Source organism: Comamonas guangdongensis, from assembly GCF_041079535.1.
Classification (GTDB): Bacteria; Pseudomonadota; Gammaproteobacteria; order Burkholderiales; family Burkholderiaceae_C; genus Comamonas; species Comamonas guangdongensis.
This window is the reverse complement of the sequence record NZ_JBFYGN010000018.1, coordinates 1-22433: the sequence shown is the minus strand read 5'-3', so window position 1 is coordinate 22433 and position 22433 is coordinate 1. Positions and strand designations below refer to the sequence as shown.

The window sequence follows — 22433 nt, the reverse complement described above, 5'->3', positions numbered from 1 at the left end:
GAAACCGGCATGACCCAAGTGTGGGACGGCCGGTAAGGGCCGCCCCGCAGCAAAGGCCGTCGTCCCTGGGGGAAGACGCGAAGCGGATCAGGGGGGACTCTTCTCAGCCTAAAATCGCTCGATTACGCTGCGCCGGCCCAGGCCAAGCGCTGCGGGATCGAATAGCTAAGAGAAAGACCCGTCGTGCAAGTTGCATCATCCATTTTCAAGGCCTATGACATTCGCGGCATCGTGCCGTCCACGCTGACCGAAGAGGTGGCGCGCGGCATAGGCCGCGCTTTCGGGATGGCGGCCCTGGCGGCCGGCGAGAGCACCGTGGCCGTGGGCCGCGACGGCCGGCTGTCCGGCCCGTCGCTGTCGGCGGCGCTGATGCAGGGCCTGACCGAGGTGGGCGTGGACGTGATCGATATCGGCATGGCCACCACGCCCATGCTGTACTTTGCGGCCGCGACGCTGTGCACCAGCGGCATCCAGGTCACGGGCAGCCACAATCCCAAGGATTACAACGGTTTCAAGATGGTGCTGGGCGGCCGTGCCATCTACGGCGACGAGATCCAGGCACTGCGCCAGCGCATGGAGGCGGACGACTGGAGCATCAGCGGCACGGGCAAGATCCGCCGGGCCGATGTGCTGGCCGATTACACGGCGCGCATCGTGGGCGATGTGAAGCTGGCGCGCCCCATGAAGATCGTCGTGGACTGCGGCAACGGCGTTGCCGGTGCCTCGGCCCCGGGCATCTTCCGCCAGCTGGGCTGCGAGGTGATCGAGCTGTTCTCCGAGGTCGACGGCGATTTTCCCAATCACCATCCCGACCCCAGCAAGCCCGAGAACCTGCGCGACGTGATCCATGCGCTGCAGACCACCGATGCCGAGCTGGGCCTGGCCTTCGACGGCGACGGCGACCGCCTGGGCATCGTGACCAAGGACGGCCAGACCATCTTCCCCGACCGCCAGATGATGCTGTTCGCCAGGGACGTGCTGTCGCGCGTGCCCGGCGGCTCCATCGTCTTCGACGTCAAGTGCACGCAGCGTCTGGCGCCCGAGATCGAGGCCGCGGGTGGCAAGGCCGTGATGTACAAGACCGGCCATTCGCTGGTCAAGGCGCGCATGAAGGAGCTGGGTGCTCCGCTGGGCGGCGAGATGAGCGGCCATATCTTCTTCAAGGAGCGCTGGTACGGCTTTGACGACGGCACTTATGCGGGCTGCCGCCTGCTGGAAATCGTGAGCCGCGAGGCCGACCCCAGCGCCGTGCTCAACGCCTTGCCGACCAGCTTTTCCACGCCCGAGCTCAACGTGAGCTGCGCCGAGGGCGAGCCCCACCGTCTGGCGGCCGAGCTGCAGGCACTGGCCGCGACCGAATTTGCGGCGCCGGCCCGGGTCAGCACCATCGACGGTCTGCGCGTGGACTGGGCCGACGGCTTCGGCCTGATCCGCGCCAGCAACACCACGCCGGTGCTGGTGCTGCGCTTTGAAGGCCATAGTCAGCAGGCGCTGCAGCGTATCGAAGCGCAGATGCTGGCCCTGCTCAAGCGCGTCAAGCCCGATGCCCAGCTGGGCCATGCGGCTCACTGAGTTCAGCCAGGCGACCTCACCGCGTTATTCACCGCAATATGGCCAGGCGCGTTCCACTGAGTCTTGCCCGCGCGCTGTATAGCGTGTTGGCCTGGGCGGCCCAGCCGCTGCTGCGCCGCAAGCTGCGGCGCCGCGCCCTGGCCGAGCCCGGTTACGGCCTGGCCGTGGCCGAGCGCTTCGGCCACTACACGCCCGCCGATCTGGGACAGGACGGGCGCGGGCAATGGATCTGGATTCACTCGGTATCCCTGGGGGAGACCAGGGCCGCGGCGATTCTGATCCGGGCCTTGCGCGAGATCCTGCCCGGCATGCGTCTGCTGCTGACCCACAGCACGGCCACGGGCCGAGAGGAGGGGGCCAGGCTGCTGGAAGGGGCGGGTGGCAAGGCCGATCTGCAGGTCTGGCTGCCCTGGGACACCCTGGCCGCCACGCGCAGCTTTATTGCGCAGTTTCGCCCGGCCGTGGGCGTGCTCATGGAAACCGAGATCTGGCCGAATCTGATCGCGGGCTGCGCCAATGCCGGCATTCCCCTGGCGCTGGCCAATGCGCGCCTCAACGAAAAATCCGAGGCCGGAGCCCTGCGCATGGCGCCGATAGCGCGTCCCGCCTATGGCGCGCTGGCCGCGGTCTGGGCCCAGACCGAGGACGACGCGCGGCGCCTGCGCCATGTGGGCGCGCAGGTGGATGCGGTGCTCGGCAATCTCAAATTCGATGTTCGGCCCGACGAGGCGCAGCTGGCCCGTGCGGCCGGCTGGCGGCCGAAGCTGGCCAAGCCCGTGGTGCTGCTGGCCAGCAGCCGCGAGGGCGAGGAGGCGCTGCTGCTGGAGCGGCTCAAGGTGCTGGGGGCCGCGGCGCATGCCGTGCAGTGGCTGATCGTGCCGCGTCATCCCCAGCGTTTCGACGTCGTGGCGCAGCTGATCGCCGAAGCGGGCTTCACGCTTTCGCGGCGCAGTGCATGGGGAGACGCGCTGGCCGAGCCGCAGGCCGACATCTGGCTCGGCGATTCGCTGGGCGAGATGCCTCTGTATTACGGCCTCGCGGCCGCCGCTCTGATGGGCGGCAGCTTCGAGCCCCTGGGCGGACAGAACCTGATCGAGGCCCTGGCCTGCGCCACACCCGTGGTGCTGGGCCCGCACACCTTCAATTTCAGCCAGGCTTCGGAGCAGGCCGTGCAGGCCGGTGCCGCGCTGCGCAGCGCCGATATGGCGGCGGCCGTGCAGGACGCCATGGCCCTGGTGCAGGACGGACCCAGGCTGGCCGCGGCCCAGGCCCGGGCCGGCGAGTTCATGCAGCAGCACCGCGGCGCTGCCCGGGCCACGGCACAGGCCATCGTGGCGCTCATGCGCTGAATTGCTGCTTTATCAGGAGCTGCTAGCGCCTGATCTGCAATGGTTTCAGAGATGAATATCTCTGAAAGAAAGAGCTGACCAGCGCTAGCAGCTCTTTTTTTCTGAGAGAGCAGGCCTTAGCGTTTCGAGGTTTTGAGAGCCGGCCTGGCCTGAGGCCCGGCGGCGCCGGAGATGGCGGGCGCCATGGTCAGTGCATCCAGGCCGCGCAGATCTTCATCGCCGAGCACGCCGGCCGCCTGGCGCAGCTTGAGCTGGCCCAGTAGCACCTGGTAGCGCGCGTTGGCCAGATCGCGCTCGGTCTGGTAGAGCTGGCTCTGGGCGTTGAGCACATCGATATTGATGCGCACGCCGACCTCGTAGCCGACCTGGTTGGCGTCCAGCGCGCTCTGGCTGGAGGCGAGGGCGGCTTCCAGGGCCTTGACCTGGGCCTGGCCCGACTGCACGCCGAGAAAAGCCGTACGCGTGCTCTGCTCCACGCTGCGGCGCGCATCGTCGAGCTGGGCGCCGGCCTTCTCTTCCAGGGCCACGGTTTCCTTGATGCGGTTCTGCACCGAAAAGCCCGCAAACAGCGGCATATTCATCACCACGCCGATCTGTGCCGCATTGGTGCGGTAGCTCAGCGGTATGGAAGGAGTCATGGAGCCGTTGGGGTAGCGGTTGACCACATAGCCGGCCTGCAGATCAACCGTGGGCTTGTGGCCGGTTTCGGCCTTCTGCGTTTCGAGCTTGGCGATATCCAGGGCCAGCTGGGCCTGGCGGATCTGCGGCTGGTTGGCGAAGGCGGTATCCACCCAGCTCTGGGCGTTGTCGGGTTGTATCTTGGGCAGGGTCACGGGCGTGGCCAGGCGCGCGGGCTGGGTGCCGACGCGGCCCACCAGCTGATCCAGCACCACGCGCTTGACCTGCAAATCGTTCTGGGCCGCGATTTCCTGGGCCGTCGCGAGATCGAAGCGCGACTGGGCTTCGCGTGAGTCGGTGATGGTAGCCGTGCCGACCTCGAAGTTGCGCCGGGCCGATTCAAGCTGCTGGGAGATGGCTTTCTGCTGCGCCTGGACCACGTTCAGCGAATCCTGGGCGGCCAGCACGTCGAAATAGGCCTGAGCCACACGCACGATCAGGCTCTGGGCCGCGCCGTCGAGCTGTGCCTGCGCCGCGTCCGCGCCGCGCTGGCCCTGCTCGTAGGCCAGCTTGTTGGCGGGCCGGTACAGCGGCTGCTGGGCACTGAGCTGCAGGTTCTGCTGGGTATTGTTGAAGCTGCCGGGCACGCCGGGGATGGGCAAGCCGGTATGAATGTCCACATGAGTGCGGTTGGCGCCGGCCTGCAGACCCACGCTGGGCAGCAGCCCGCCCAGCGCCTGGTCGGCGCGGCTTGCCGCTGCGCGCGCATCGGCCTGCTGCGCCTGCCAGGAGGCATCATAGCCGCGGGCCTGGGCCACCAGCTCCGAAAGGGTCTGGGCCTGGGCGGGGCCGCCTAGCCAGCCGAGCAGGGCCCCGAGTGAAACAGCGCAAAGCGCATTGGCGGGACGGGCTTGCAGGGGCCGGGGCAGCTTGGTCATAGACGTTGGTTCTGGGCAGTCTCGGTCGGATGGAAACCCTGGCCGGACTTTGGCCGGGCAGGGCGCACAACAGGCAGTCCGCAAGCCAGGCGTCTTGCCTGGGCCAAAGCGGCGGGGGTCTAGTAACGGGGCACGCTGGGGTCGGCGCTCAGCGACCAGGCGTCTATGCCGCCCGTGATGTTGCTCACATCCTCGAAGCCGCGGTTGACGAGAAAGGCCGCCACGCTCATGCTGCGCGCGCCGTGGTGGCACAGGCAGGCGACCGGGTGGTCGGGGTTCAGCTCCTCGAGCCGGGCCGGAATCTCGTGCATGGGAATGCAGCGCAGCTCGAAGCCGTCGGCCTTCACGCTGGCCTGGGCGATCTCCCAGGGCTCGCGCACGTCCAGCACCACGGGCGTGACGCCATGGGCGGCATGGGAAGCCAGCCATTGCTTGAACTGTGCGGGCAAAACCTGGGACAACATAGAAACTCCTGGCGGCGACCGCCCTGGCAGATGAAACTCCCTGACCGAACCGGCATCGGGCAGGGCGGGGGTCTTCTTAGAACGAGAAGCGCGAAGGCTCTTCAAAGCCGGTCAGGCGCGACGCGGCCGTGTCCCAGGGCTGTTTGACGTCGAAGTGGTTGCCCTTCTTGGTCACCAGGGTGAAGCGCATCACGGGCATCTTGCCCACGATGGCGGCGATGCGGCCGCCGTCGTTGAGCTGGGCGTAGAGCGCCTCGGGGATCTCGGCCACGGAACCGCTGAGCACGATCACATCGAAAGTGCCCTGGGCCAGGGATGCCGTGGCGCCGTTGGCCAGCTTGACTTCCACATTCTTGATGCCGGCGCCGAGCAGGTTCTCGCGGGCCATCTCGGCCAGTTCGGGGTCGATTTCCAGCGTGACGACTTCCTTGGCCTGGGCGGCCAGCAAGGCGGCCATATAGCCCGAGCCGGAGCCGATCTCGAGCACGCGGTCCGTGGGCTTGAGTTGCAGGTCTTGCAGGGTGCGGGCCTCGATCTTGGGCGCGAGCATGTGCCAGCCGTGGCTGGCAGCCTCTTCGGGCGTGCCCTTGAGCGGCACTTCCATGTCCATATAGGCCATGTTCAGGTATTCGGGCGGCACAAAGTCTTCGCGGCGGACCCGGCCCAGCAGCTCCAGCACATTCTCGTCCAGCACGTTCCAGGGGCGGACCTGCTGTTCGATCATGTTGAAACGAGCCTGCGCGTGCACATCGCGCGGGTCCACTTGGGCGTTCATTGGCAAGGCCATGGAGATCTCCGGGGGAAAGACTTATCAGGACAAACCATCGATTCTACGAGCCTCGGAGGCATCGTGCGGCGGTTCGGCATTTTTTGCGGCGGCGCCAAACCATTTGCGGCGCAGCCAGGCGGCGAAATCATCCAGATAGCAATAGGCCACGGGCACGACCACCAGGGTCAGCAGCGAGGAGGTGATGACCCCGCCGATCACGGCCTGGCCCATGGGCGCGCGCTGCTCCGAGCCCTCGGTCACAGCAAAGGCCAGCGGCACCATGCCGAAGATCATGGCCAGGGTGGTCATCAAGATCGGGCGCAGCCGCACCCGGGCCGCCAGCAGCAGCGCCTCGTCGCGCGGCAGGCCGTCCAGGGTTCGGCCCGTGGCCTCGTCGCGGTGGGGGGCGCGCGCGCGGATGGCGAAATCCACCAGCAAGATCGCGTTCTTCGTCACCAGCCCCATGAGCATGACCACGCCGATGATGGAGAACATGGACAGGGCCGAGCCGAACATCAAGAGGGCCAGCACCACGCCGATCAGGGTCAGCGGCAGCGAGGTCATGAGCGCCAGCGGCTGCAGAAAGCTCTTGAACTGGCTGGCCAGAATCATGTAGATGAAGATGATGGCCAGGGCCAGCGCGGAAATCGCATAGCCGAAGGACTCGGCCATGTTCTTGGCCGCGCCGCTGAACTGGTAGCTGTAGCCCGGAGGCAGCGGCACCTGGGCCAGGGCCTGCTTGATATCCGCCGTGACCTCGCCCGCGCTGCGCATATAGACATTGGCGTTGATGGCCACCTCGCGATTGAGGTTGCGGCGGTTGATCTGACTGGGGCCCGTGCTGTCCACCACGCTGGCCACCTGGTTGAGGCGCACGATGCGCGTGCCGCCGTCGGCGGCGGACAGCGCGAACGGCAGCCGCTCCAGATCCTGCGGCGTGCTGCGCGCCTCGGGGGCCAGGCGCACGTTCACGTCATAGGTCTGGTCGTCGCTGGCGCGCCAGTTGCCCACGGTCTGGCCCGCGACCCAGGTGCGCAGCGCGCTGGCCATGCCGCCCACGGACAGGCCCAGATCGGCGGCCGCATCGCGGTGCACCTCGATATTGACCATGGGCTTGTTGGGCTTGAGGCTGGAGTCCAGATCCACGAGCCCGGGAATGCCGCGGATGCGTTCCTGCACCAGGCGGCTGAGGCGGGCCAGCTCGTCGAGGTCCGGGCCCATCAGCGAGAACTCCACCTGCTTTTGCCCGCCCACGGGCTCGCGCAGTCCCACATGGGTGAGCTGTATGCCGGCGATCGCGCGCAGCTGGGTGCGCAGCTCGGCCGAGAGCGCGTCCACGCTGCGGCCGCGCTGGCTGCGATCCACCAGGCGTACATAGATGCTGGCGTAATTCTTGCCGTTGGCGTTGCCGGTGTTGATGGTGGTCAGGGTGTAGCGCACCTCGGCCATGCCGGCTATGACGGCGTTGACCTGTCTGGCCTTGGCTTCGGTGGCTTCTATGGACGAGCCTTCGGGCGTGTTGAAGCTGACCGTGGTTTCGGAGAAGTCCGCCTTGGGCACGAACTCCGTGCCCAGCAGGGGCACCAGCGCCACGCTGGCCACGAAGATCAGCAGCGCCAGACCCAGCGTCAGCAGCTTGTGCCGCAGCGACCAGCGCAGCATGGTCTGATAGACCTCCGCGAGCCTGTCGCCGCAGCGCTCCACCCAGGCCGTGAGCCGGCCCAGCGTCCTGTCGTAGAGGCTCCGGCGGCCATGCTCGCCATGGGCATGGATGGCGGGGTCGTGCCAGACGCTGGAGAGCATGGGGTCCAGCGTGAAGCTCACGAACATGGAGATCAGCACGGCCGCGACGATGGTGATGCCGAACTCGTGGAAGAACTTGCCAATGATGCCGCCCATAAAGCCTATGGGCAGGAACACGGCCACGATGGACAGTGTGGTGGCCAGCACGGCCAGGCCGATCTCCTGCGTGCCGTCCAGCGAGGCCTGGAACGCTCCCTTGCCCATCTGTACATGGCGCACGATGTTCTCGCGCACCACGATGGCGTCATCGATCAGCAGGCCCACGCACAGCGACAGCGCCATCAGCGTGACCATGTTGATGGAAAAGCCTAACCAGTACATGAACAGAAACGTGCCTATCAGCGCGATCGGCAGCGTCAGCCCCGTGATCACCGTGGAGCGCCAGGAGTTGAGGAACAGGAACACGATGAGCACGGTCAGCAGCGCGCCTTCGATCAGGGTCTGGCGCACGTTGTCCACGCCCACGCGTATCGAGCGCGAGTTGTCGGCAATGGCCTGCAGGCGCACGCCGGGCGGCAGCTCGGGCGCCATGGCCTTGATCGCGGCATTCAGGCCGTCGACCACCTCGATGGTGTTCTCGTCCTGGGCCTTCTGCACCGACATCAGCAGGGTGCGCGCGCCGTTGTAGAGCGCCAGGGTCTGCAGTTCCTGGGCATCGTCCTGCACGCGGGCCAGCTGGCGCACGCGTATGGGCGCGCCATTGCGCTGGGCCACGATGATGTTGGCGAACTCCGCGGGGCGCTGGATGCGGGCATCGATCTGCACCACGCGCTCCTGCGCCTTGGAGCGTATGGCGCCCACGGGCAGGTCCTGGTTCTCGGCGCGCACGGCCTGGGCCACCTGCTCGGGCGTGATGGAATAGGCTTCCAGCGCCTCGGGGTCGAGATAGATGTTGATTTCGCGTTTGGTGGCGCCCACCAGATTGACGGCGCCCACGCCGCGCACGTTTTCAAGCCGCTTCTTGAGCACCTGATCGGCCCAGCTCGTCAGCGCGATCGCATCGGGCGGCGTCACGCTCTGGCCCTTGGGCGCCGCCTCGCCATGCAGGGCCTGAGGGTCGGGCAGCACGGCCAGCGACCAGATCGCGGTGCTCGCCGGGTCGAAGCGTATGACGCGCGGCTCCTTGACCTCGTCGCGCAGCGTGGGGCGTACCGAGGCCACCTTCTCGCGCACATCGTCGGCGGCGCGGCGCCCATCGATGTTCAGCTGGAACTCGATGACGACCACGCTCGTGCCTTCATAGCTGCGCGAGGTCAGGGCGTTGATGCCGGCGACCGAGTTCACGCTTTCCTCGATCTTCTTGGTGACCTCGCTCTCCACGATCTCGGGCGAGGCGCCCGGATATTCCACCGTGACCACCACCACGGGAAACTCGATATTGGGAAACTGATCGACCTTGAGCCGCTGGTAGGAGAACACGCCCAGCACCACAAAGGCCAGCATGAGCATGGTGGCCAGCACCGGATTCCTGAGGCTGATGCGGGTGAACCACATTTATCTGCCCTCGGCCTTGGCGCTGCCGGAGGCGTGCGCGGGTGCCAGGATCTCGACGGCCGTGCCTTCGCGCAGGCCGCCGGCGCTACCGGCCAGGATGCGGTCGCCGGCGTTCAGGCCGCTGAGCACCTGCACCCAGGTCGCGCCCTGGTGCGGCGTCTGGCGCCCGAGCTCTACGCTTTGGTGGCGCACGCGCAGCGGAGCCTGCTGTGCGCCGGGCGCGGCGGCCTGCAGCACCTGCACATAGGGCTGGGGCTTGTCGGTGCGCACCGCGGTCAGCGGCACGGCCAGCTGGCTGCTCCTGCCGGTGATGATGCTGCCCTGCAAGAACAGGCCGGGGCGCAGTTGCAGACTGCGCTGGCTGCCATCGCTGTTGCTGGCTTGCGGCACAGCCAGATAGACGGCCACCGTGCGCGAGCCGGTCTGGGCGCTGGGGTTGATGCGCACCACCTTGGCCGCCACGGCCGCCATGTCCTGGGGCGCACCCGGCACCAGGAGCTCGGCCGTCTGGCCGAGCTGGACCTGCACCGAATCCGCGGGGGCCAGCTGGGCCATGATCTCCAGCCGCGCCGGGTCCACGACCTCGACGATGCGCGCCTCGACACCGACGCGCTCGCCGTTCTGCACAAAACGCTGAGCGATCTGGCCGTTCATGGGGCTGGTGATCACCGAGTCGGTCACGGCCTTGCGTGCGGCGTCGGCCGCGGCCTGGGCGGCGGCCAGATTGGCCAGCGCCGAATCCAGATTGGCCTGGGAGGTGGCCAGCGCCGTGGTGGAAATAAAGCCTTTTTGCACCAGAACCGCGTTGTTGTCCTGGTTGCGCTGGGCGATCGCCAGCTGGCCCTTGGCGGCCTCGGCCTGCAGCCTGGCCTGGCGCCAGCGCGCCTCGGCCTCGGTCGCATCGATGTGCGCCAGCTGCTGGCCCTTGCCGACGCTGTCGCCTTCGCGCAGCTTGAAGCCGCGCAGCTCGCCGGCCACATAGGCTTTGACCACGGCCGAGTTGACGGCCTGGACCACGCCGTTGACGGGAACGGTAAGAGCCAGCTGCTGGGGCTGTAGCGCCAGCACCTCTGGGGCGGCAATCTGGATCGGCAACTCCAGCGGCGCGCTTGCGGCGGCCATGGCCTGCTTCTTCTGTTGCTGATGGCTGGCAGCACGCCAGCCGGCTACGGCCAGCAAGCCGGCAATGACCAGGCCTATGGCCCAGCGGCCTGAACGCTTCATGGTGTCGGGGTCCCTCTGCGGCAAAACTCTTGGTGGTCTGTGATGGTGCGGTCTCCAGCCAGCATCCTAGATGCTGGACGGGCCGGTTTTATTGCATGGCCAACAATCAGTGTAGCGGGGAGTGCGAGGCAGGGGGCGGCAGTCTGGCGCCGCGCTTCGGCAGATCGCAGGATTTCTCGCCCGGAGAAATCGTTCGCGAGAGGCCTAAGGCAAGGCCTTGGCGTTGAGCCATAGATCTGCGGCATTCATTTTTGCGTGCCAGGCTTCGAAATCGGCACGCCAAGCCTCGGAAAGCGCGGGCAGGGGACGTCTGGGGTCGTCGCTCAGAGAATATGCCATTCCCTCAATCAGCCATTCGGGTTTGCTCAGAACACCCCAGTTTCCCAGCTCCTCGGCCTGCCTGTGGTGAATGAGTTCGTGTTTCACATAGAAATCCGTCCAGCCGCGGGGTGCAATCGCGATGCCGAAATTGCCGATGGCAAGTCCCGCACGCTGGCCCAGGCCAAAGGTTTGCGCGCATTGCGGCGACGAGCAGAACAGGATCTTGGCGTCATGGCGGAAACCGCCGATCTGGCTGGCGACAAGCTGTTGGTTGTCTTGATACAGCCGCCGAGCCTGCGCCAGCCTCGCCGGGTCGTCGGTGCAGACATTCCCGTCCACGCATGTCAACTTGGCAAAGAGTGCCGGCGCAAGAATTCTCAAGGGCTTGACCGTTGAAAATGCGGCGACCGGAATGCAGGCCAGAAATACGGCTGCGATGGCAAATATCTTTTTTCTCTTCATGGCTCTGGCTGAGGTTGACTCAAAAATCTGGCCCGGTATCCGGATAGGGGCGCCGGGGTTCAGGGCCGGCATCTCCTTCACAGCACCGGCCGGCCTTGGCTGCTGGTGCCGGCTATTCCGGGCCCTTAAAATTCTATGGCCCGCGGCGATTTGCGTCGCAAAAAATACCAGTTGGTTTTGCTGCCGGGCGTCAAGGATTCAGGTGAAAACTATGACGGAAACAATTGTGCTTGGCGGAGGTTGCTTCTGGTGCACCGAGGCCGTGTTCGATCGCGTGCGCGGCATCGTCGATGTGGAAAGCGGCTATGCCAACGGCCATCTGGAGCATCCCAGCTACGAAGACGTCTGCACGGGCCAGACCGGCCATGCCGAGGTGGTGAAGCTGGAGTTCGACCCGGCCGTCATCGGCCTGCGCGATGTGCTGCTGATTTTCTTCGGCACCCACGACCCGACCACGCTCAACCGCCAGGGCAATGATGTGGGGACCCAGTACCGCAGCGGCGTCTACACCGGCAGCGCCGCCCAGGCAGAGACCGCCAGGGCCTTGCTGCAGGAGCTGCGCGAGGAGGGGGCCTATGACGCTCCCATAGTCACCGAGGTCGAGCCTCTGCGCAGCTACTGGAGTGCCGAGGACTACCATCAGGACTATTTCGCCAAGCACCCCAACCAGGGCTATTGCGCGTTCGTGGTCGGCCCCAAGGTGCAGAAATTCCGCCAGACCTTCTCGCGCTGGCTCAAGGATTAGAGTTTGTTCGCGCCGGCCCGTCCCAGGCGCGATACACTTTGCAATCCTCATCGGCGGCTTCTCGCCGATGAGCCGCAGCCGACCGTTCCCATCATGTTGTCCCAGCAGCATTCCCCTCGCCAGCCTAGTCAGACCCCGCCAGCCCATGCTGCGGGGCGCGCAAGCCTGCGCGGTGCCGGCCTGACCCGCTGGTTGCTGGGCCTGCTGGTCTGGGCCATGGTGCTGGGGCCCACGCTGGGCCAGATGCACCGTGCGGTGCACGCGGCCGCAGCCTCCCAGGCATCGGTGGCGGTGCAGCATGGCGTCACCCATGCGGGCTTTGCAACGCAGGCGGCAGACGGTGCCGATTGCGCCGACGGCTGCGCATCCAACTCCTGGGTGCATGCGCTGTTTGCGGGCCATGGCCCGGCCGCCTGTCAGTTGCTGGACCAGGCCAGCCATGGCTATGCAGGCCCGCCGGCCATGCTGGCTTTTGTCGGCGTCGCGCCCGAATCCGCGCTGCCCCGGCCTTTTGTTGCGGCACCACGTGCCGTGGCTCTCGCCGCGCCCTTCGACGCGCGCGCGCCTCCACTCCACAGTTCCCGGGCCTAAGTCCGGCCGGCCATGCTGCGCGTGGCCGGGCCGCATCGCGCCCCAATCTCCAAAATTCGTAGCAGCTAGCGCTTGTTTGATGGGCGCAGCAAGCTGTTTTGATTGAAATTTCCGTGTCCGCCAACGCGATGAACCGGCGCGCACGGCTGTTTGTGGAACCGTGATGATTCACCGTTTTTCTGTTTCTTCGTCTTCCGTTTTTCGACACTCTCCCAAATCGGCGCTGATGCTGGCCATCGATGCGCTGCAGCCCGCCGGGCGCGGCCTGGCCCTGGGCGCGGGCCTGCTGGTCTGCGCCCCCATGGCCATGGCTCAGGCCGAGGCCGCACCGGCCGCCCAGGACGCGAGCCTGGCCGAGGTCACGGTCTCCGCCACGGGCATGGCTGCCGGCGACATGGCCACGCCCGTCCAGATGCTGGACGACAAGGAGCTGCGCCTGCGCCGCGCGGCCACGCTGGGCGAGACCCTGGCTGCCGAGCCCGGCATCAATGCCAGCCACTTCGGCGCGGGCGCGAGCCGCCCGGTGATCCGCGGCATGGACGGTGCCCGGGTGTCGGTGCTCAGCGACGGCTCGGAGCTGCTCGACGCCTCCACCGTGAGCCCCGACCATGCGGTCACCAGCGAACCCATGCTGGCCACGCAGATGGAGATACTGCGCGGGCCGTCGGCTCTGCTGTACAGCGCGGGTGCCATGGGCGGTGTGGTCAATGTGCTCGACGGCAAGATTCCCACGACGGTGCCCGACAAAGGCGTGGAAGGCTCGGTCGAGGCGCAGGCCGGCACGGCCGCGGGCATGTCGGCCGGCGCGTTCTCGCTGACCGGCGCCACCCCCTTGAAGAACGACAACGGCACGCTGGTCCTGCATGCTGAGGGCGTGGCGCGCAACGCGGGCGACTACCGCGTGGGCAGCGGCTGGGGCCAGGGCAAGGTGCCCGGCAGCTTCAGCCGCGGCAACACCGGCAGCGTGGGCCTGTCCTGGGTGGGCAACAGCGGCTACCTGGGCCTGGCCTATACCCGGCAGACGGCTTATTACGGCCTGCCCGGCCATCAGCACAGCTTCGAAGGCTGCCATGCGCATGGCGACCATCTGCACTGCGGCGGCGATGACGGCCACGACCATTCGGCTCCCGGTGCCTCGACCAGCGTGCCCGTGGTGGACCTGACCAGCGAGCGCTGGGATCTGCGCGGCGAGTGGCGCAACCCTGCAGCAGGCATTGCCGCCTTGCGCCTGCGCGGCGGCTGGACCAATTACCGCCATGACGAAATCGAGGACGGCGCGGTGAGCACGCAGTTCAGAAACCGCGCCCATGACCTGAGGCTGGAGCTCGAGCACCAGCCCATTGCGGGCTGGCGCGGTACGCTGGGCCTGCAGACGCTGAACCGGCGCTTCAGCGCTACCGGCGAGGAAGCCTATGTCCAGCCCACAGAGACGCAGCGCCAGAGCCTGTATCTGCTCGAGGAATACCGCTGGCAGGACTGGAGCCTGCAGGCCGCGATGCGGCACGACCGCCAGCGCATCGATGCCGAGCAGAGCGACGAGCGCCGCAACCACAGCGCGACCTCATTCTCGCTGGGCACGGTCTGGAAGTTCCAGCCCGGATACAGCGCCACGGCATCCGTGACCAGCGGCGGCCGCATGCCTACGGCCGAAGAGCTGTTCGCCCACGGCCTGCACATGGCCACGGCCACCTATGAGCTGGGCAACCCGAATCTGAAGCGCGAACGCTCCCAGGCACTGGATCTGGGCCTGGCCAAGACGGCCGGCGACACGACCTGGAAGCTCAATGCCTACCACTACCGGATCAAGGGCTATATCTATGGCGCCACCCTGGATGAGGACGAAGGCCTGCAACTGCTGCAGTACACCCAGGGCAATGCGCGCTTCACCGGTTGGGAAGCACAGCTGAGCCAGCGCCTGAGCCGTGAACTGAGTCTGACCGTGTTTGGCGACGGCGTGCGTGCGCGCCTGGACGACGGGTCGGCGCTGCCGCGCATTCCGGCCCTGCGCGCCGGCCTGCGGGTGAATGCGCGTCTGGCCGGCTGGGACACCATGGCCGAATGGACCCAGGTGTTGCGCCAGAACCGCACCGCCAATTTCGAGACCGAGACTCCGGGCTACGGCATGCTGAATCTGGGCGCCAGCTACCAGTGGCGCAGCGGCGGCAATCAGTGGCAGTTCTATGTGAAGGGGCAGAATCTGACCAATCGCCTGGCCTATGCCGCGACCTCCTTCATCAAGACCGCTGCGCCGTTGACGGGGCGCAATCTGGTGGTCGGCCTGAGAATGGACTTCTGATCGTCGCTCTCCGAGGGAAATAGCCTGCAGCCCTAGCAGTGCAAGGGCTGCAAGCTATAGATAGTGCTGGAGATGGCGCAGGGCACGGCCGCTGTCCACGCCTATCCGGGCTATCACCTCCAGCTCCGGTACGCCGGCGCGCAGCCACTGGACTATGGCCGTGTTGCGCAACACCTGCGGCCCCACCCGCTGCAGCGGGTATTTCTGGCTGCCCTCGGCCTGTGCCTGGTGGGCACGCTGGATGATCTGCGATGCGACATGGAACAGCATGCGCACCGAAAGCGGGCCGCCGCGGCGCGAATAGAAAACCGCTTGCTCATCCGCCGTCACGGCCGGGCCGCGTTGGGCGGCACTGTAGCGCCGCCAGTCGGCCAGGGCCTGGGCCACGCTGCCGGGAAGCTCCAGCCGCCGTTGCTGCGCGGCCCGCCCGCCTTCGATATGCAGAAAGCGGGGCAGAGCAGTGGCTCCTTCGTCCGGCGCAGCGCGCAAATCCTTCCAGAGCAGGGTCCGGACCTCTTCGGGTGCCAGCGCCATCTCGTACAGCAGCAGGATGATGGCTCTGTCGCGTGCGTTCTGATAACCGTCGGCCGTGGGGAAGTGACGCGGCAGGGACTGCCAGAGCAGCGGCGGCAGGCAATGGCCTTTGCCGTCTTCGGCAGGGGGGCGCTCGGCAGGCTCGAGTCCGGTTGCCGGGTTGGCGGCAATCCAGCCATGCTCCAGCGCATGGTCATAGATGCGCTCCAGCAAACGCCAGTAGCGGCGGCGTGTGACGGGGCTGATCTGTCTGTCGGGGTGGTGGTGGGCGCGTTGGCCTTCACGGATGCGCAAGAAGCGCTGCACATCCACGGCCGTGGCTTCGTGCCAGGGCTTCGCGTGAGAAGAGGAGGGCCCGGTCCCGGATTCCTGTTGATCGCTGAGATGCCAGAGCCAGGCCTGCCAGACCTTCTCGTAACTGCCTTCCGGAGATGTGTCGAGGGCATCCCAGCTTTTGCTGCCCTCATGGGCCAGCCAGTCGCTGAACAGATCGGGCCCCGAGGGCAGATCCGAAGAGGGTGTCGATGTCTGGATAGAGCTTGGCTTCATACAGTTATTCTATGTAACTTACATGTATATGTTAGGCATCCGTTCCAAAGATTTGCTGATTGGGATCACTGCTTATCAGCAAAGGAGGGGCGAAGCCCCTCCAGTCGTCCGTGCTCAGGGCGCCAAACGCTCGCGAATCCATACGTCTCCTTCGAGGCGATAGCTGAGGCGGTCATGCAAGCGGCTCTTGCGGCCCTGCCAGAACTCCCAGCGATCGGGAATCAGGCGGAAACCGCCCCAGTGCGGCGGGCGGGGCGGGTTCAGCATGAACTGCGCGCCGTATTTGGCGGCATTGGCCACCAGCACCCCGCGGCCGCTGATGACCTGGCTTTGCGGGCTGGCCCAGGCACCGATGCGCGAGTCCAGCGGGCGGCTGTCGAAATAGGCGTCGCTTTCCTCGTCGCTGACCTTCTCCACCCGGCCTTCGATGCGCACCACGCGCTCGAGCTCCACCCAGTGGAACTGCAGCGCCGCGAACGGATTGCCCGCCAGCTGCTGGCCCTTGCGACTGTCGTAATTGGTGTACCAGACGATGCCGCTCTCGTCATAGGCCTTGATCAGCACGATGCGCGTGCTGGGGCGCATATCTCCGCCCACGGTGGCCACGGTCATGGCGTTGGGCTCGGGAATCTGGGCGCGCAGGGCTTCCTGCAGCCACTGGTCGAACTGCTGCAGTGGGTTGGCGTTGGATGCGGATTCGCTCAGCTCCGCGCGCTCATAGCTTTTGCGAAGATCGGCAATGGAAGAAGATAAGCTGCTCATAACCGCATTGTGCCGCGTCGGCGGACTCGCGGTTATGCTCGGCCGCAACATGGATCAACAAGACTCCAAGCTGAATATTCACCAGCCCTGCATGCTGATACTGGCCGCGGGCAGGGGAGAGCGCTTTCTGGCCTCGGGCGGCTCCAGCCACAAGCTGCAGGCCATGCTGGGCGAGCGCAGCGTGCTGCAGACCACCTTGGCCAGCGTTCGGGCGTCCGGCCTGCCCTGGCATCTGGAGAGCGGCCCGCATCCGGGCATGGGCGACAGCATTGCGGCGGCAGTCAAGGCCACGGCACAGGCCAATGGCTGGCTGATCCTGCCCGCGGACCTGCCTCTGGTCCGGCCGCAGACCCTGCAGGAGCTGGCTTCGCGGCTGGCCCAGGCCGATCCCGATGCGCTGCAGGTGATCCAGCCCTTCTATCAAGCTCAAAAAGGCCATCCCGTGGCTTTCAGCCGCGCCGCTGGCCCGGCGCTGATGCAACTGAGCGGCGATCAGGGCGCAGCCGCCATCGTGCGCCAGGCCGCCGATGCCAAGCGTCTGCAGCGCTGGGACTGCGAAGACATGGGCTGCGTTCTGGACGTGGACACGGTAGAGGCACTGGAGCAGGCCCGCCGGATCTGGCGCGAGCGCCAGAAGGTGCGGGCTTCCAAATAAGCCGGCCCCTGGAAACAAGGGGCTTGCGGCGGAAACAGGATTTCGGAGCGAGGCTTTAGGCGCCGCGCTCGATCACGGCGCAGGCCAGGCGTGCCCCCGAATTGCCCGTAGGCTGGGTAGTGTAGTCATCGGGGGCGTTATGCACGATCAGAGCCCGGCCCAGAATGCCGCTGCTGCCTTTATCCAGCGTGATGCTCTTGCTCACAAAGTCGATAGTCGCGACACCCTGGGTATCGGCATCCAGGCTGGGCAGATCACCGAGGTGGTGGGGTTGGCTGCCATTGAGCCTGCCGTGGGCCTGCTGCGTGGGATTGAAGTGGCCGCCGGCGCTCAGGCCGTCGCCGCTGGAGCAATCGCCTTTTTCATGGATGTGAAAACCATGCTCGCTATTGGGCGCCAGGCCTTCCACCCGGCCCTGGACGCGGACACCGCCCTCGGCCAGCGGGATGAACTGCACCGCACCGCTGACCTTGCTGCCCTTGGTGGCCTCCAGCCGCGCAACAGATTGCACGCCACTGCTGCTGCGCACCGTAGCCGTGCTGCTATCCGCCACGGTGGAGGGGGCGCTGGTGGAGCAGGCCGTCAGGGCCAGGGCGGCCGCCAGCGACAGGCCGGTCAGCAGAGGGCGAGAAAAGAGGGTGGCAGCACGGCTGGAGGACATGGCTTCTTTCCTGAAATCAAAAGCGCATTGTGCCCCAAGCACTCTACATTCTTGAAACCCAGACCGATAGAGCGCTGTAAGCTATGGATCAGATAGCAACAGACTCGACGGAGCGATCGCAATCGGCATAACTCAGCAGCCGTTGCAAAGCCTTGTCGGCGATGCCCAGGCGCTGCAGTTCATCGAAAGTGGCCTGTGCATAGTCCAAGGTTGTGCCGTAAATTCCTCTGGCCTGCGAAAAAATGCGCCGATATTCATCGGGCTCCAGCTCGCCCGTATGGTGCGGGCTTTGGCGCGACAAGGTAAAGGCCAGGGCCTGAACCGGCCCCTGCAGGGTTTTGCAGGGCAGCCAGCGCGGGTCGTAGACGGCATTGGGCATCTCGCGCAGCCAGAGCTTGCGCATCACGGCCTCGCCATAGTCGCGCGGAATCCTGAAGACCATGCCCTGGCAGCTGCCGCCCGACAGCATGCCGAACACCAGGCCCGGGCATTGCGGCGTGCCACGGTTGATGGTGCTCCACATTTTGAGAGCACGATGCCAGCCATGGACATGGGCAGAGCAGCGCTCGCTAAAGTCAAAATCGGGCCGCCAGATCAGCGAGCCATAGCCGAAAATCCACAAATCCCTCTCGCCGCCCCATTGCTGCAAGGCCTGCTCCAGCATGTGATCTGCATCGCGCGACTGCGCATTCAACGAGAGCAGGGTGGACATGAAAACTCCCAAAACCGGCATCCGGACTGGCTTGCCTGACATGTATAACGCGTCTGCCCGCCTAGCGGTGTACCTGGCAGCGCCAGCATGCGCAAAAGCAACGCGGAAATAATTTGCCGCCATTCGCCGCAGGCAGGTATTTCATGCCAAACCTCTACAATGCGTGGTTTTGCCGCCCGAGGTCCGGTGAATGCGCCGGGCGCAGCAGAGACAGATTTTCCACCTCAACCTCATTCCCAATAACGGAGATTCTCGATGTCCTTCAACAGCTCTGACGACGATAGCCAACAACGTTTTGCCCTGGGCTTTCTGTTTGCCCTGATCGCCCTGGTCGTGTCCACGGTGGTGGGCACCGTCGTCTACAAGCGCGGCATTGCCCATGCGCCCAAGGCCGAAGCCGTGAGCGCCGCCTCGACCAATGTGCCGGTCGTCGTGCAGGAGGAAGTGGCACGCGTGATCGTGGAAGACGGCGTGGTCAAGTTCTACTTCGCCACCGGCATGGCCGAAGTTGCCGATGGCGCCAATGAAGCGCTGGCCGATGTGGTCAAGGGCGTGCAGCAGGGCAAGCGCGCGGTGATCTCGGGCTTCCATGACGCAACCGGCAGCGCCGAAGTCAATGCCGAACTGGCCAAGAAGCGCGCCCAAGCCGTGCAAGCCGCACTGATCGGCCTGGGCGTGGCCGAAGACAAGGTCGAGCTGAAGAAGCCCGAACAAACCCAGGCCGATGGCAACAACGCCGCAGCTCGCCGTGTGGAAGTGATCCTGGCCGACTAAGCCCGGCGCTTCTCGCCCCAAGGCCCGATATGGTATTTGCCGTATCGGGCTTTTTTGCCATTCAAGGACGGCGCTTGAAAATCAGCTGTTTTCGATAAAGCCCGAGGCCGGCGGCTGGCCCAGGGCCAGCAGTTTTTCAAACCCATGCTCATCGATCTGGCGCATCACAAACGAGCCGCGCTGAAAACGCATGCTGCGAATCTGCCAGCGGCCATTGGCACGCTCATATTCATCGGTGTACTGGCCCGACAGCTGCACGATGGTCCGCTCTTTCACATTGATCTGGCAGAACTCCAGATCCCACAGGCCCGTGGCGCTATCGGGTCCGGTGATTGAAATCTGCGGATTGTGGCCGTGGTGCATGTCTTGAATCGCAGGATTCTCAACGGCCAACCGGGTGAAGGTCGCGACCCAGTCTTCGCGGTCCGTAAATAGCGGAAAACCATCGGCCTCGATCACCGCGCCATGCGCCACAAAACACCGGCGCATGGCATCGGCCTGCTTGCGGTCGCAGGCACGCAGATACTGGGCCTTCAAGGCCTGTATGGCTTGAATATCTTCAAGGCGCTGCAGTCGCTGCTGCAAATCCGCCAAAGCCGCTTCACTCATGGTTTGTCTCCCGGTTGTCTGAACCCGGGATTCTGGGAACTGCAGCACCGGGCGAAACCTGCATTCGGACGATGGCAACAAAAAAGCGGTGCCTGGGCACCGCTTTGTGAGCAAGGGGCAGGAACTCGCGTTCAGCGCAGACCCGTGCCCGTTCCTTGCACTCGATCAGCTCGATCTTGTAGCGGATGCTTTTATAAGCGAAATTTTTCGAATTCAATATAAATCAATGACTTGCATTGGTATTCGAATGCCGAAGTCGGCTCGAATACGTTGAAAACCAAGCCCTGAACCGTCTCACGCTGTGGGGTGTCTGGCTGATGCTCAAGGCCTGGCACGACGATCTGCCGGAGCCGATCCTCTTCGAGAACGTGCCCCGCATTGCCACGCGCGGCCGGCACCTGCTGGACTCGATCGTCAGCCTGCTACCAGCCTAGCGTTTCTCCAAAAAGCAAAAAGCCCGCAGTGGCAGGCCGTGGGCGGGTGAATGGCGTATCTGCTTTTACGGAGTTTTGGTTCTTCCGCGATAGTCGAGATCGGTGGCTGAATAGTTTTCGCGCTTGCGCCAGTCCATCTGTATCGGTCCAGCATGCTCGGGCGGATATGTGATGCGCTCCTTTTCTCGACTGAGCTCCCATCGTTTGGCCTCCACGATGTGGCGGACCATTGACTCTTTAGTTTTGCTCATGAGCGCGCTTCTGGTGATGTTGCTGAACCGCTTTAGACGGTACATGGATAAGCCAGCTAGGTCTAGCGATTTCGTGTAGACGCCATCCGAGCCTGGGAACTTCAAAGGCTGCACAAGCGGTTCGGGTGCGCCGCGAATCCATAGGCGATGGGGCCTGCGGATGTCGTACTCAGTTGAAGCAGACAAAATTCCGAAGGTCATTCCAATTCACCTATACTGGTTCCACTCGCTGTTTTGTCGTTCGTCCCTGCAGCGCCTGTCTGACACCTAAGCCGCCCCTTGGCCGCCGGTAGCCGCCCTTCCTACACGAAGCTTGCGGTTGTCACTCTCTCTACGGCGAATCCCTCAGGATCCTCAACCCCCTCCTGGATCCGTGCTGTCTCTGCGTTCTGCACGGACACTCCCTATTTCATTCGATGGCCTGCGCAATCGTGCGTGCGGCTGTCCGTTTTCATGCTGCAAAAAAACAATACAGAGCAGATTGGTCGCTATGCGGTCACGCCTCTCACTCAGACGAACGCAAACGGCCAATTTGTCGCTGCCGTCTCTATTCGCCGCGGAGCTTATGACCGCGTTTTTCGCTTTGTTCCCCAGTTTTCTAACGAGTCGCTCGCCTCTACCTACGCTCTGACTGAGGGGCGCAACATGGTGCTAAGGCATCAACTGAATTGAGCGGCTGCATCCTTCACCCACAGGAGACGCTTTGGCTAAAGAAGAACTAATCGAGATGTCAGGACAAGTTGATGAAGTGCTACCAGATGCACGCTTTCGCGTGACTCTGGAAAACGGCCATCAGCTCATTGCTTACAGCGGCGGAAAGATGCGCAAGCACCGTATTCGCGTGCTGGCTGGCGACAAAGTGACTGTCGAGATGTCGCCCTATGACCTAAACAAAGGGCGGGTGACCTTCCGCCATCTTGCTCCACGCACTGGCGGTGCTACTGGGGCCAAGCCTGCCTTCAAGCGCCGCCGTTAACCCTTATCCACCTTGTAACCGCTCATCGCTGAAATGCCTGAGCTATCTTTGAAAGAACACAATGCAATCCAATCTCTACGTTACCAATCTTGGCTATTCCATCGACGGCGAAGCCTTGCGCGCACATTTCAGCAGCTGTGGTGATGTGATCTCTGCAGACGTCATCTCGGATCGCGACACTGGGCGCTCGCGCGGCTTCGGCTTTGTGGAAATGAGCACTCAGGAGCAGGCGCAGAAAGCTATCCAGATGCTGAACGATCAACCGCTTGGTGGGCGTGCAATAGGAGTGGCTCTGGCCCGTCCACGCAAATAAGTTTCTTCTGCCTTTAAAAAGAGCTCACACCTGAAAAGGCGTGAGCTCTTTTCTTTTGTGCAGGCCGAGCGTGCCTTGGGAAGTGATAGAGAGGGAGGGAGGAGATGCCCCCAGGCCTGGCTGAAAACTAGAATGGGCCAACCACTGGAGCTGATCAATGACTCAAGAGGAAACTGGCGCACTCACAGCGCTGTCTATGGTCGTGACTGCCATCGTCAAGGCGCTTCCTCCCAACGTGGCTCATCAGGTTTGGCGGGAGTTGCGCGCCGCGCAGCTGGATGCCAAACATCAAGATGGCCTATGCGGAGCCGATCCGGATTTCGTGCAGTCCCGCAACTTTCTGGCGAATACTTATCGAGATCTGCTCAAAGCCGTAGCTGACGGCAACGTCTATCTGGTTGGCGGCGGGAAAAAGTGAGAGTGCGCTTTCATCCGGGGTAAACACTCTCGCCGAGTGGTCACGCCGGATGGCCCTGAGATGGTAATCCCCCCAGAATCCATAGCCCCGAGAAGTAGAGCTATGCAGCCATGGCCAGCCGCTGTTTGGGGGTGATGCC

Annotated in this window: 23 protein-coding genes; 11 read left to right on the top strand and 12 right to left on the bottom strand. The window is 64.7% G+C overall.

Annotated elements, in window-relative coordinates; genetic code table 11:
- The first annotated feature begins 183 nt into the window (after positions 1-183).
- Together AB6724_RS15125 and AB6724_RS15120 are read left to right on the top strand one after the other, a co-directional pair.
- On the top strand, positions 184-1572 hold the full coding sequence (locus AB6724_RS15125) for a phosphomannomutase/phosphoglucomutase (protein WP_369339354.1): 1389 nt from the start codon (positions 184-186) through the stop codon (positions 1570-1572).
- 38 nt (positions 1573-1610) lie between these two features.
- On the top strand, positions 1611-2921 hold the full coding sequence (locus AB6724_RS15120) for a 3-deoxy-D-manno-octulosonic acid transferase (RefSeq protein WP_369339353.1): 1311 nt from the start codon (positions 1611-1613) through the stop codon (positions 2919-2921).
- 116 nt (positions 2922-3037) lie between these two features.
- Here AB6724_RS15120 and AB6724_RS15115 read toward each other — a convergent pair whose 3' ends face one another.
- The 6 genes from AB6724_RS15115 to AB6724_RS15090 form a co-directional block, all read right to left on the bottom strand.
- Positions 3038-4477 carry a TolC family outer membrane protein gene (locus AB6724_RS15115; protein ID WP_369339352.1) on the bottom strand — a complete coding sequence of 480 codons (1440 nt, stop codon included), beginning with the start codon at positions 4475-4477 and terminating at the stop codon, positions 3038-3040.
- 119 nt (positions 4478-4596) lie between these two features.
- Entirely contained in the window at positions 4597-4941 is a 345-nt protein-coding gene (locus AB6724_RS15110; RefSeq protein ID WP_369339351.1) for a rhodanese-like domain-containing protein, read from the bottom strand.
- Positions 4942-5017: 76 nt separating this feature from the next.
- Positions 5018-5728: a protein-L-isoaspartate O-methyltransferase family protein gene (locus tag AB6724_RS15105; RefSeq protein WP_369339350.1), complete on the bottom strand. Its 711-nt coding sequence runs from the start codon at positions 5726-5728 to the stop codon at positions 5018-5020.
- Positions 5729-5752: 24 nt separating this feature from the next.
- A complete protein-coding gene (locus AB6724_RS15100; protein ID WP_369339349.1) occupies positions 5753-9007 on the bottom strand; it encodes an efflux RND transporter permease subunit in 3255 nt (1084 codons plus the stop codon).
- Positions 9008-10231 (bottom strand): efflux RND transporter periplasmic adaptor subunit, encoded by a 1224-nt coding sequence (locus AB6724_RS15095; RefSeq protein ID WP_369339348.1) that lies wholly within the window; start codon positions 10229-10231, stop codon positions 9008-9010.
- 204 nt (positions 10232-10435) lie between these two features.
- Positions 10436-11014, bottom strand: a complete 579-nt coding sequence (locus tag AB6724_RS15090; RefSeq protein ID WP_369339347.1) for a hypothetical protein — start codon at positions 11012-11014, stop codon at positions 10436-10438.
- A gap of 211 nt (positions 11015-11225) precedes the next feature.
- On the opposite strand from AB6724_RS15090, the gene msrA reads away from it, so the two are divergent.
- From msrA to AB6724_RS15075, 3 genes are all read left to right on the top strand, one after another.
- Complete coding sequence (msrA, locus tag AB6724_RS15085; protein WP_369339346.1) at positions 11226-11759, top strand: peptide-methionine (S)-S-oxide reductase MsrA; 534 nt, start codon at positions 11226-11228, stop codon at positions 11757-11759.
- A 93-nt stretch (positions 11760-11852) separates the two neighbouring features.
- A complete protein-coding gene (locus AB6724_RS15080; protein ID WP_369339345.1) occupies positions 11853-12350 on the top strand; it encodes a hypothetical protein in 498 nt (165 codons plus the stop codon).
- A 163-nt stretch (positions 12351-12513) separates the two neighbouring features.
- Positions 12514-14646, top strand: coding sequence for a TonB-dependent receptor domain-containing protein (locus AB6724_RS15075; protein WP_369339344.1), 2133 nt, complete (start codon positions 12514-12516; stop codon positions 14644-14646).
- A gap of 54 nt (positions 14647-14700) precedes the next feature.
- On the opposite strand, the gene AB6724_RS15070 is transcribed toward AB6724_RS15075, so the two are convergent.
- A complete protein-coding gene (locus tag AB6724_RS15070; protein ID WP_369339343.1) occupies positions 14701-15729 on the bottom strand; it encodes a tyrosine-type recombinase/integrase in 1029 nt (342 codons plus the stop codon).
- Positions 15730-15843: 114 nt separating this feature from the next.
- Positions 15844-16491 (bottom strand): pyridoxamine 5'-phosphate oxidase, encoded by a 648-nt coding sequence (gene pdxH, locus AB6724_RS15065; protein ID WP_369339342.1) that lies wholly within the window; start codon positions 16489-16491, stop codon positions 15844-15846.
- A 34-nt stretch (positions 16492-16525) separates the two neighbouring features.
- Here pdxH and AB6724_RS15060 point away from each other — a divergent pair, with 34 nt between their 5' ends.
- Positions 16526-17146, top strand: coding sequence for a nucleotidyltransferase family protein (locus AB6724_RS15060; protein WP_439329875.1), 621 nt, complete (start codon positions 16526-16528; stop codon positions 17144-17146).
- A gap of 55 nt (positions 17147-17201) precedes the next feature.
- Here the strand turns inward: AB6724_RS15060 and AB6724_RS15055 are convergent, their stop codons facing one another.
- Positions 17202-17807: a superoxide dismutase family protein gene (locus AB6724_RS15055; protein ID WP_369339340.1), complete on the bottom strand. Its 606-nt coding sequence runs from the start codon at positions 17805-17807 to the stop codon at positions 17202-17204.
- A gap of 88 nt (positions 17808-17895) precedes the next feature.
- Positions 17896-18519 carry a gamma-glutamylcyclotransferase gene (locus AB6724_RS15050; protein ID WP_369339339.1) on the bottom strand — a complete coding sequence of 208 codons (624 nt, stop codon included), beginning with the start codon at positions 18517-18519 and terminating at the stop codon, positions 17896-17898.
- A 255-nt stretch (positions 18520-18774) separates the two neighbouring features.
- Here AB6724_RS15050 and AB6724_RS15045 point away from each other — a divergent pair, with 255 nt between their 5' ends.
- Positions 18775-19293: an OmpA family protein gene (locus AB6724_RS15045; protein ID WP_369339338.1), complete on the top strand. Its 519-nt coding sequence runs from the start codon at positions 18775-18777 to the stop codon at positions 19291-19293.
- Positions 19294-19374: 81 nt separating this feature from the next.
- Here AB6724_RS15045 and AB6724_RS15040 read toward each other — a convergent pair whose 3' ends face one another.
- A complete protein-coding gene (locus AB6724_RS15040; protein WP_369339337.1) occupies positions 19375-19902 on the bottom strand; it encodes a nuclear transport factor 2 family protein in 528 nt (175 codons plus the stop codon).
- Between the two features lie 236 nt (positions 19903-20138).
- Between AB6724_RS15040 and AB6724_RS15035 the strand changes: the two genes are divergently transcribed.
- Complete coding sequence (locus AB6724_RS15035) at positions 20139-20336, top strand: hypothetical protein (protein ID WP_369339424.1); 198 nt, start codon at positions 20139-20141, stop codon at positions 20334-20336.
- A gap of 65 nt (positions 20337-20401) precedes the next feature.
- Here the strand turns inward: AB6724_RS15035 and AB6724_RS15030 are convergent, their stop codons facing one another.
- Positions 20402-20587 carry a hypothetical protein gene (locus tag AB6724_RS15030; protein ID WP_369339420.1) on the bottom strand — a complete coding sequence of 62 codons (186 nt, stop codon included), beginning with the start codon at positions 20585-20587 and terminating at the stop codon, positions 20402-20404.
- 703 nt (positions 20588-21290) lie between these two features.
- Here AB6724_RS15030 and infA point away from each other — a divergent pair.
- From infA to AB6724_RS15015, 3 genes are all read left to right on the top strand, one after another.
- Positions 21291-21563 (top strand): translation initiation factor IF-1, encoded by a 273-nt coding sequence (infA, locus tag AB6724_RS15025; RefSeq protein ID WP_369339336.1) that lies wholly within the window; start codon positions 21291-21293, stop codon positions 21561-21563.
- 61 nt (positions 21564-21624) lie between these two features.
- Complete coding sequence (locus tag AB6724_RS15020; RefSeq protein ID WP_369339335.1) at positions 21625-21876, top strand: RNA recognition motif domain-containing protein; 252 nt, start codon at positions 21625-21627, stop codon at positions 21874-21876.
- A 157-nt stretch (positions 21877-22033) separates the two neighbouring features.
- On the top strand, positions 22034-22294 hold the full coding sequence (locus AB6724_RS15015; RefSeq protein WP_369339334.1) for a hypothetical protein: 261 nt from the start codon (positions 22034-22036) through the stop codon (positions 22292-22294).
- Positions 22295-22433 lie beyond the last annotated feature (139 nt).